Source organism: Janthinobacterium sp. BJB401, from assembly GCF_013372745.1.
Lineage (GTDB): Bacteria > Pseudomonadota > Gammaproteobacteria > Burkholderiales > Burkholderiaceae_D > Janthinobacterium > Janthinobacterium rivuli.
The window spans coordinates 63,478-72,592 of the sequence record NZ_JABXFH010000032.1 but is presented as its reverse complement, the minus strand read 5'-3'; the positions used below and the strand labels follow the sequence as shown (position 1 = coordinate 72,592).

At 64.6% G+C, this 9,115-nt stretch carries 10 protein-coding genes; 2 read left to right on the top strand and 8 right to left on the bottom strand.

What is annotated here, in order from left to right; all coding sequences use genetic code 11:
* The 7 genes from HWE17_RS19535 to HWE17_RS19505 form a co-directional block, all read right to left on the bottom strand.
* Nucleotides 1–400, bottom strand: a 400-nt coding sequence (locus tag HWE17_RS19535; RefSeq protein WP_369681753.1) for a TadE/TadG family type IV pilus assembly protein, incomplete at its 3' end; no start/stop codon positions are given.
* Nucleotides 390–692, bottom strand: a complete 303-nt coding sequence (locus tag HWE17_RS19530; RefSeq protein ID WP_176389877.1) for a hypothetical protein — start codon at nt 690–692, stop codon at nt 390–392. The genes HWE17_RS19530 and HWE17_RS19535, both read right to left, overlap by 11 nt.
* A gap of 16 nt (nt 693–708) precedes the next feature.
* On the bottom strand, nt 709–2,157 hold the full coding sequence (locus tag HWE17_RS19525) for a type II and III secretion system protein family protein (protein ID WP_176389876.1): 1,449 nt from the start codon (nt 2,155–2,157) through the stop codon (nt 709–711).
* 18 nt (nt 2,158–2,175) lie between these two features.
* Nucleotides 2,176–3,033, bottom strand: a complete 858-nt coding sequence (gene cpaB / locus HWE17_RS19520) for a Flp pilus assembly protein CpaB (protein WP_176389875.1) — start codon at nt 3,031–3,033, stop codon at nt 2,176–2,178.
* Complete coding sequence (locus HWE17_RS19515; RefSeq protein WP_176389874.1) at nt 3,030–4,403, bottom strand: ATP-binding protein; 1,374 nt, start codon at nt 4,401–4,403, stop codon at nt 3,030–3,032. Before HWE17_RS19515 ends, cpaB begins: the two co-directional genes overlap by 4 nt.
* A 93-nt stretch (nt 4,404–4,496) precedes the next feature.
* Nucleotides 4,497–5,030 (bottom strand): prepilin peptidase, encoded by a 534-nt coding sequence (locus tag HWE17_RS19510; RefSeq protein ID WP_176389873.1) that lies wholly within the window; start codon nt 5,028–5,030, stop codon nt 4,497–4,499.
* A 53-nt stretch (nt 5,031–5,083) separates the two neighbouring features.
* On the bottom strand, nt 5,084–5,266 hold the full coding sequence (locus HWE17_RS19505) for a Flp family type IVb pilin (RefSeq protein ID WP_034752975.1): 183 nt from the start codon (nt 5,264–5,266) through the stop codon (nt 5,084–5,086).
* 481 nt (nt 5,267–5,747) lie between these two features.
* Between HWE17_RS19505 and HWE17_RS19500 the strand changes: the two genes are divergently transcribed.
* A complete protein-coding gene (locus tag HWE17_RS19500) occupies nt 5,748–6,794 on the top strand; it encodes a GGDEF domain-containing protein (protein ID WP_176389872.1) in 1,047 nt (348 codons plus the stop codon).
* On the opposite strand, the gene HWE17_RS19495 is transcribed toward HWE17_RS19500, so the two are convergent.
* Nucleotides 6,791–8,017, bottom strand: coding sequence for an HD-GYP domain-containing protein (locus HWE17_RS19495; RefSeq protein ID WP_035823725.1), 1,227 nt, complete (start codon nt 8,015–8,017; stop codon nt 6,791–6,793). The two genes, HWE17_RS19500 and HWE17_RS19495, sit on opposite strands and share 4 nt — an antisense overlap.
* Nucleotides 8,018–8,166: 149 nt before the next feature.
* Between HWE17_RS19495 and HWE17_RS19490 the strand changes: the two genes are divergently transcribed.
* Nucleotides 8,167–9,108 carry a LysR substrate-binding domain-containing protein gene (locus HWE17_RS19490; RefSeq protein ID WP_176389871.1) on the top strand — a complete coding sequence of 314 codons (942 nt, stop codon included), beginning with the start codon at nt 8,167–8,169 and terminating at the stop codon, nt 9,106–9,108.
* Nucleotides 9,109–9,115: the final 7 nt, after the last annotated feature.

Below are 9,115 nucleotides of genomic sequence, written 5' to 3'. Positions count from 1 at the left end.
AGGGGGTATTGGCCTGCGTATCGACGCGCACGAACAGCGCCGTGGCGGCGTCGGGCACGGCGCCCGCCGCATGCCACCCGCTGGCGGGCGCGTCGGGCGTGCTGGCGAAGCGGATGCTGGCGTCCGACAGGATGGCGCCCTGCATGCGGCGGCGCCATGCGCTGCGGTCGGCCGCGCTGCCCTTGGCTTTTTCCACGGCGGCGAGCAAGCCCTCGGGCGTACCCACCAGTTCCGCGGCGGCCGCCATCGCCGCATTGTCGGCCAGGTTTTGCAGTTCCGTCTTGCGGCCGATGACTTGCCCCACATCGAGCGCCAGGCCGATAAAGCCCAGCACCACGATGAGCAGGATGGAAAAGGCGATCAGCATCGCCCCGCGCTGGCGCTGGCGTCTATTTGCCACTGCCGCCTCCCAGCATGAATTGCACCGGCTGCGGCGCCTGGGCATTCGGTTCGGCAAACGACGCGCGGTAGCGCTGCATGACGGCGTGCGCGCTGGGTCCGTCAAGGCCATCGGCCGGCGTACGATTGCCGGCGCTGGCCGGATCGCGCACCTGCTGCGCCATGGACAGGCGCACGGCGTCGCCGAAACGCCGGTCCAGCTGCGGCGTGCTGCCGTGCGCGCAGGCGGCCAGCTGCAAGGCCAGGGCCAGGGCGGCCAAGTGCCGCAGCGATGTCAGGAACGCGTTCGGCATGGCGTATCTCCCCATCTCATTTCAATTCGAAACCGTTGGCCGCGCGCGGTGCTGGTACCGACGGCGGCACGGACGGCGGCGCCAGCGTGCCTTCCATCTTGCCGCCCAACATCAAGTCCATGCGCGAAGGCTGCGCCAGTTGCGCCGTCGGCAGCACGGCGTCGGCCGGCAAGGGTTTCACCAGATGCGCGGTAATGACGAACAGCAATTCCGTGCGGTCATTCTGGAAATCCGTGCTGCGAAACAGCGCGCCGAGGATAGGCACTTCGCTGAGCCAGGGCACGCCCGTGATGTTGCTCACCTGGTTGTTCTTGATGAGGCCGCCGATGGCGTAGCTCTGGCCGTCGTACAGCTGCACCGTGGTCGAGGCGCGCCGCGTGGTGATGACGGGCAAAATAGAACGTCCGCTGACGCCGGCGGCGGAAATGCCCACCCCCTCGCGCGACAATTCCGACACTTCCGGCGCCACCTTCAAATTGATGCGCCCGCCCGACAGCACGGTCGGCGTAAAACGCAGGCCGACGCCGTATTCGCGCTCTTCCAGGGTGATCTTGTTGTTGTCCTGGCCGACGGGAATGAAGATCTTGCCGCCCGCCAGAAAACTGCCCTCCTGCCCGCTGATCGCCATCACCGTCGGCTCGGCCAGAATGCGCACCAGGCCATCCTGTTTCTGCGCCTCGATGGTCAGCTGCTGGCGGCCATTCGACTTGCGCACGTCGAGCAAGCCATTGGCCGTGCCACTGAGAAAATTCGACAGCAAGGTGGTGGCCCAGCTGCCGGAAGCGAAGCGCAGGGTGGCGCCCACTTCCAGCCGTTCCAGCAGCGACTTCGACACTTCGGCGATCTGCACGGCCAGCATCACCTGCTGCGGCGCGCTGACGTCGAGCATGTTGATGATGCGGCTGTGCGCGCCGCCCGCGCCGCCACCGGGCGCCGTGGCGGCGAGAGGCATGGCGGCGCCATCGGCAGGCTTGGGCAGCGCCAGCGGCACTGTAGCGCGGCGCACATAGGCGTGCGCCAGCTCGACGGCGCGCAGCACGGCGCCCGCATCCTGCACCGTGCCCGACAGCACCAAGGTGTCGGCCACGGCCGTGACGCGAATGGCTTTTTCTTCCGGCATCAGGGCCGCCAGGGTCGTTTGCAAGCCGGCCGGGTCCATGCTGACGCTGACGTTTACCACGCTGCACACGCCGCTTCTGCCCTGGATGATCATGTTCGTGCTGCCCACCTCGACGCCGACCACATACAAGGTGTCGGGCGCGACCAGCATGGCTTGCACGACGGCCGGGTTGCCGACGCTGCGCTGTTGCACGGCTTCAGGCAGGCGCAGCATGCTCGACTTGCCCACCTGTAGCTGCAAATTGCCGGGCGAGGCCGCTTCACCGCCGCAGCGCGGACCAGGATCGGCCACCGCGCCGGCCAGCGGCGACAGCAGGCAGAACAGTATCAACAGGGCGCGGTTCATGAGCGTGTCCATGGTTGGCTAAAAACATTCGCGCGACTGGCGCGTCCCGTCGATGACGCCGCTGCACTGGCGCGTCGCTTCCGGCGGCGCCTTCGCCACGCGTACCGCGCGCGGCGCTGCGGCCAGCACGGGTGCGGCGGCAGGAACAGGTTCGTCAGCTTCGTGCGGTCCGCCCAGCAGGGTCAGCTTGGTGGCGCCCAACGTCACGCCCGGCTGCGGGTCGACCTGGTTGCGCAGCACCAGCGACAGGCTGCCCACGCTGCGCGCCAGGTCCAGGTTTTCCGCCTGTTCCGGCGTCACTTCCAGGGTCACCGCATTGACCACGCGCGGCTTGGTCTCGTCGCGCCCCACTTCCTGCGCCACGGCCAGCACCAGGATGCGTTCGAGCACGATCTTGGAAATGTTGCGGCTTTGCGGAAACGCGCGGTCGCCGGCATCTTGCTGGGTGCTGACGATGATGTCGACATAGTTGCCCGGCAAGGCGAAGCCGGCTACGCCGATCACATCGTTGACGCGCACGGTGATGGCGCGCCGCCCTTCCGTGATCAGCGCCGACAGGCCGCCCAGGGTGCCGGCCGGCGCCAGCTTGGCTTCACTCAGCGGCTCGCCGCGCAGCACGCTGGTTTTCAGCACCCGCCCCGCCAGTTTTGCCGGGTCTTGCAGCGCGCCCTGCGGCAAGCTTTCCGCCGGCCACTCGGCCAGGCGCAGCATCTCGGGCGTCAGGCGCTGGCCCAGGTTGACATCGCTGGCGGCGACGACGATCTTTCCCTTGCCGGCCGGCGTCTGGCGCAGCAGCCAGTGCGAGGCCAGCAGCACGGCCAGCAGACCCAGCACGACCGCCAGGCCCATCATCAGGAGGGCGCGCCGGTTTTTCATGCGATACGCTCGCACAGGGTGGCGGCCGGCATGTCGCAGCTGGCAAACAGGCTGCCCCAGGCCTGCTCCAGGGCGGCCAGTGTCAGGCGCGGCTCGCAGCCGGCAAAGCCCGCGAAGTCGCCTATGCGCGCCAGCAATTCCTGCGGATAGCTGGCCAGCAAGGGCCGTCCCTGCGCGCCATGCAGCTGCAGCAGATGGTTCACGGCCAGTTCGTCGATGGCCATGCCGGCCAGCCGGCATTGCTGGCGGAACAGGGCGCGATAGGTGTTCTCGGCCAGCGGCCCCACCTGCACCTTGTAGCCGATGCGGCGCAGCAAGGCGGCGTCAAACAGCTCGCCCGGCGGCAGGTTCGTGGCCAGCACGAGGGCATTGTCGAACGGCACGCTGATCTGCACCCCGCCGGGCAGGCCCAGCTGATCGCTGCCGCGCGCCAGCGGCTGCATCAGCCGCGTCAGCAATTCCGGCGCGCCCAGGCGCTGGCGGCCCAGGTCGTCGATGATCAGCATGCCATTGTTGGCCCGCACATGGGGCGGCGCCTGGTAGCAGCCGCCGCTGGCGTCATGGCGCAGTTCCAGCATGCCGGCGTCGAGCTCGGCGCCCACGTGGATCACGGGACGCTGGCACAGCACCCAGCGGATATCCGTGCTACGCCGCTCCAGCGCCTGGCGCGCATGACTGACGTGCTGCGGCGCGGGCGGCAGGTGCTGGGCCGGATCGTACAACTGGATGATGTCGTGGCCGACGACGATGGCGTACGGCACGGCGACTAGACCGTGCAGCAATTGTCCCAGCTGCAGCGCCAGGGTCGACTTGCCGCTGCCGGGCGGACCGTACAGCAGCAGCGAGCGTCCCGAATGCAGGGCAGCTCCCACCACGTCGAGCATGCCTGGCCCCGCATGGGCGCCACCGAGCACGGCGGCCAGGTCGTCGCTGCCGACGCGCTGTTCCTGCGCCTGCCACGACTGGCGCGCCACCATGGCGCGGTACGCTTCCAGGGTGACGGGCGCGGCGCCGATATATGCGCAGCGCTCAAGAAAAGCGCTGGCGCGCTGCTTGCCGGCGCCCGTCAGCTGGTACTGCACATCGATATCGGATTCGCCGCGCCAGGCCACTTCGGCCATCTGCTCGGCCACCATGAAATCGAGCACTTCGCGCAAGACATTGATCGACAGGCGCAAGCGCGTCGTCAGCGCGGACAGGTGCGTCTTGCCACCCACAAACATCAGCTTGGCGATCAGTTCGACGACCAGCGGCCGCTCGAGTCCCGTTTCACGCAAGCTCTTCGGCTGCGGCGGCAAGGGCGGCATCAGGTTCGCATCGGCAGGGCGCGGCGTGCTGTCGGTGCTCAGGGAATAGTCGACCTCGGTCATGCTGCGTCTCCTAGCCGGTTTAGACTGCATTAAACAGAATTCATTCTAGCGAGCGGGCATAGCTGCCCATTGATTCAGAGCAATGAATACCAATCAGAAATAATGCCGCCCTTGCACCAGCAGGCAGCCCAGGGCAATGGCCAGTCCGTACGGCATGTTGCCCACGCTGGCGCCGCTGCCCAGCGCGCTTGGCGCCAGGGGAATGCCTGCCATGCGCGCGATCATCGGCCACAGCAGCTGGCGCAGATTGACCAGGCAGGCGCGCCACTTGCCCTGGTACGTGATCATCAGCACGGCCATCAGGCCGCCCAGGACAAACGTGGCGAAACAGATCTGCAGCACGGGCCAGGGACCGGCAAAGGCGCCCGCCATGGCGATCAGCTTGACGTCGCCGGCGGCCATGCCGCGCAGCACGTACAAGGGTAAAAAGAGGAAAAAGCCCGTCGCCATGCCGCCCAGCCACAGCGGCAGCACGTTTTGCGGCCACAGCCACAGGTGCAGGGCCAGGGCGGCGAGGATGCCGGACAACACCAGCCAATTCGGAATCTTGCGGCGGATCAAATCACTGACGGCGGCCCCCGTCACGAAGCACAGCAACAGCAAATCGCACAAGGCAGTTGCAGGCATGGCATACCTCCCGAAAAAAACCCGCCACTGGCCGGCCAGCGGCGGGCACCCGCTTAGGGCGTCAACACCAGGTTCGACGAAATGTCGGTGAGGACGGCCAGCAAGTTGGTCTTGATCAGCAAGAAACCGGCCGTGATGGCGGTAGCCATCAACGCCGCAATCAGGCCGTATTCGATTGCCGTAATGCCATCCTCATCCTTGACAAACTGCTGTACTGCCGACAGGAAGGTATGCATGACAAGCTCCCAAAAGTGAATCACAAGTCCCTGGCGCAATCGGGTGTGAAACATTGCCCTTTCCTGCTAATATGTTTCCTGCCGTAAATTTCTGCGCCATTACATTGACTATAAAGCGTCCACGTTTTGGCAAATTGACGCGCCACAAGTTTCCACATGGAAATTATCAAACTCTGGTGAAATGGCGGCTGGCGCAAACAAATGTTGCGATCCGGATTGAAAGCCTGCGTCAGGGCAAGTTTTTTGCAATGCAGTGCATGAATCTCATGTATTTACATGAAATATTGCATACGTTAATTGCCTATTAGGCAAAAAGACATTATCCTGCTTAGCTCTTCTTTGGAAAGGCCTCTCGCCCGGCGGTACAGAGCGTCATGCCACCAAATAAATCTTGGCTTCTTGTAGACGGACGCGAACATGCTCTTGCTTGATGCAATGCTGCTATGACGACACTTGTGTGACTACTTTCCAGAGATCGACAATGGATTCCCTACTGAAACACATGGTGGACATGACCGGGCACCGCGACCACACGATGCTCGACATCTCCGTGATCTCGGCGGTCCAGGAACTCGCTGCCGCGTCGCAGACCCGTGTGCTGGCCCTGACCACCGTGCGTGGCCAGGTGTTCGTGCGGTCGCGGGCCATCATCGTGGCGGGCAGCGTGGCCCGCATGGAAGAGCATATCGACCCTACCCTGCCGGGCGAACCGCTGTCGGACTATCCGGCCCTGGCCGCCTGCATCAAGCGCCATGAAGCAAGCGCCGACACCCTGTGCGCCGACGGCCGCCACCTGCTGTGGCTGCCCATCTGGATCGGCGACCAGGTCACCACCTGCCTGGAAATCACCAACCCCACGCCGTACACGGGCGCCACCATCCAGGTGATCGGCGGCATCGTCAGCGTGTACCGCAATTTCCAGAACCTGCTCGACTACAGCGAACGCGATTCGCTCACCGGCTTGTTGAACCGCAAGACCTTCGACGACCAGCTGGCGAAAATCCTGCAAAGCCGCGGCGAACCCGAAGCGGAGAAGCCGCGTCCCGTCGATGAAGAACGGCGCCACCATACGGACACGGAACGGCAATGGCTGGCCGTGATCGACGTCGATCATTTCAAACTGGTCAACGATAAATTTGGCCACCTGTATGGCGATGAAGTGCTGATCCTGATCGCCAACCAGCTGCAATCGTCGTTCCGCTCGCAAGACCGCATCTTCCGCTTCGGCGGCGAGGAATTCGTCGTGCTGCTGCGCTCGATCACCCTGGAAAATGCGCAGAAAATCATCGACCGCTTCCGCACCAACGTCGAAGCGCACGACTTCCCGCAAGTGGGCAGAGTGACCGTCAGCGTGGGCTTCGTCAGCATCAACGCCTACGAGGCGCCCGTCATCATCCTCGGCCGCGCCGACCAGGCCCTGTATTACGCCAAGAGCCATGGCCGCAACCTGGCCTGCCACTATGACGAGCTGGTGGCAAAAGGCTTGCTGACAACCATTACCTCGAACGATACGGCAGAATTCTTCTAGGCATCCGCCAGCGATAAAAAACGCATGGGATCGACCTGCCACTTGGCGGCCGACTCATGGCCGACGATCTTGTCGGCGCCGCCGAAACCGAAGCCGCGCGACAGGTCGACCGTTTCCGGCTTGATGTAGGTCTTGCTCTTCGTACTGAAAAACACATTCACCTTCGGCGCCAGCAGATTACTTTCGTGTGCCTCGACAACGACGGCCAGGCGGCCCGATTCCAGCATCACCATGGTGCCGACCGGATAGATGCCCACGCAGCGCATGAAATCCTGCGCGAACACGGGGTTGAAATGGAATTTGCTCCATTCATAGATCTTGCGCAGGGCTTCGGCGGCGGGGATGCCCTTGTGGTAGCTGCGGTCCGACGTCAGCGCGTCATACACGTCGACGATGGCGGCCATCTGCGCCAGCTCGCTGATGGCGTCGCCGGCCAGCTGGTCCGGATAGCCGCTGCCGTCGCGCCGTTCGTGGTGGTGCAAGGCGATGTCGAGGGGAATCGCGCCCACCTCGGGCGACTGGCGCAGGATGTCGTAGCCGTCGCGCGGATGGCGCTTGATCAGGGCAAATTCTTCCGGCGTCAAGGGACCGGGCTTGTTCAGCACGCTGTCGGGCACCAGGGCCTTGCCCGTGTCGTGCAGCAAGCCGCCGAGGCCGGCCTGGTGCGTGGTGGCCGCATCGATGCCGCGCGAGCGGCAAAACGCCACCAGCAGCGCGCACACGCTGACGGAATGCAAAAAGGTGTAGTCATCCTTGCTCTTGATGCGCAACAAGCCGACGAGGGCGCCAGGATTGCGCAGGATCGATTCGGTGATGTCTTGCACCGTGTGCTGCACGCGGTCGAGCTCGACCGCCTTGCCCAGGCGCACGTCGGCCATCACCGTGCGCACCAGGCTGGCCGCCTGCCGCCGCACCTGCGTGGCGCGCGCCAGCTCCATGCCCAGCGACACGCGCGTGACCACTTGCGGCGCCGCGGCGATCTGCACCAGTTCGCGCTCCGTCTCGGCGCGCGCCTGCGCCACGGTGGGCGCGTCCTGCACGTCGAGGCCCTTGCCACTGTCTATCACCACGTCGTGGATGCCGGCTTGCACGATCTTGCGGATCTCATCGTCGCTGCGCAACAGGAAACGGTTGCGCACGAAGGGATGCGTCATCCAGTCGCAGCTGAGGTCATGAATGTACATGCCCACTTTTAATTGAGACGAATCAACTTTCTTGAGCATGCTGTCATCCCACAAATACGCGGCTGGAGCACCGAAGGCGCTAGAATGAGTATAACAAAATTGTTATTCTGCTGGCCGCGTTCGGCGCCGTGGCGCAACACCCGGTTTTTTCCGCTCAACGCATCCTCAACGCACCGCTCTTGAACCCCATGGAACTGCGCCAATTACGCTACTTTGTTGCCATCGTCGACCACGGCTCGCTGTCGCGCGCGGCCCTGGTCCTGCACGTGGCGCAGCCGGCCCTGACGCAGCAGCTGCGCCAGCTGGAAGAGGAACTGGGCGTGCAGCTGCTGCACCGCTCGGCCCAGGGCGTGCTCAGCACGGACGCGGGCAAGGTGTTTTACGAACATGCGCAAGCGATCCTGAAACAGGTGGCCGACGCCCGCTCGGCCGTCACGCAAAGCGCCACGCGGCCATCCGGCAATGTCACACTGGGCTTGCCGCACAGCATTTCCGGCGCCCTGGCCCTGCCCCTGCTGCTGGCCGCGCGCGAACGCTATCCCGAAATCACCCTGCAACTGACGGAAGAAATCACGGGCAACCTCAATGAACAGCTCAAATCGGGCCGCATTAACCTGGCCGTGCTGTTCGACGACGGCCAGCTGACACCGTTTTCGTGCAGCCCGCTGGTGGAAGAAGAGATGCGTTTCATCTGCCGCAGCGATTCGCCATTCGCGCCCGCCGACCATGCCGTGTCGTTCCAGCAAGCCCTGAGCGCCACCCTGATCCTGCCGGGCCTGCAGCATGGCGTGCGCCCACGCATCGACAGCCGCGCGCGCGAACTGGGCCTGGAAACGGCGAACGTGATCGAGATCAACTCGATCGCCATCCTGAAATCGGCCATCCTGGCCGGCATGGGCGCCACCATCCTGCCGGCCGCGCCAATGCTGGCCGAACTCGACAGCGGCGCCATGCGCAGCTACGCCATCCACAGCCCCGTCCTGTCGCGCACGGTGGCGCTGTGTGCGTCGAAAAACATTCCCCTCACGAATGCAGGCAACGCCGTGAAAAACCTCGTGCTGCAAGTGGCCGCCGAGCTGTGCGGCAGCGGGCGCTGGGTGGGGGCGAACGTGCTCTCGCCCATGGCATAAATATTTC

Excerpts from the sequence above, each read along its gene's own strand:
- HWE17_RS19515 (WP_176389874.1), bottom strand. The coding sequence starts at position 4,403 with ATGACCGAGGTCGACTATTCCCTGAGCACCGACAGCACGCCGCGCCCT.
- HWE17_RS19495 (WP_035823725.1), bottom strand. The coding sequence starts at position 8,017 with ATGCTCAAGAAAGTTGATTCGTCTCAATTAAAAGTGGGCATGTACATT.
- HWE17_RS19505 (WP_034752975.1), bottom strand. The coding sequence starts at position 5,266 with ATGCATACCTTCCTGTCGGCAGTACAGCAGTTTGTCAAGGATGAGGAT.
- HWE17_RS19490 (WP_176389871.1), top strand. The coding sequence starts at position 8,167 with ATGGAACTGCGCCAATTACGCTACTTTGTTGCCATCGTCGACCACGGC.
- HWE17_RS19525 (WP_176389876.1), bottom strand. The coding sequence starts at position 2,157 with ATGAACCGCGCCCTGTTGATACTGTTCTGCCTGCTGTCGCCGCTGGCC.
- HWE17_RS19530 (WP_176389877.1), bottom strand. The coding sequence starts at position 692 with ATGCCGAACGCGTTCCTGACATCGCTGCGGCACTTGGCCGCCCTGGCC.
- HWE17_RS19510 (WP_176389873.1), bottom strand. The coding sequence starts at position 5,030 with ATGCCTGCAACTGCCTTGTGCGATTTGCTGTTGCTGTGCTTCGTGACG.
- cpaB (WP_176389875.1), bottom strand. The coding sequence starts at position 3,033 with ATGAAAAACCGGCGCGCCCTCCTGATGATGGGCCTGGCGGTCGTGCTG.
- HWE17_RS19500 (WP_176389872.1), top strand. The coding sequence starts at position 5,748 with ATGGATTCCCTACTGAAACACATGGTGGACATGACCGGGCACCGCGAC.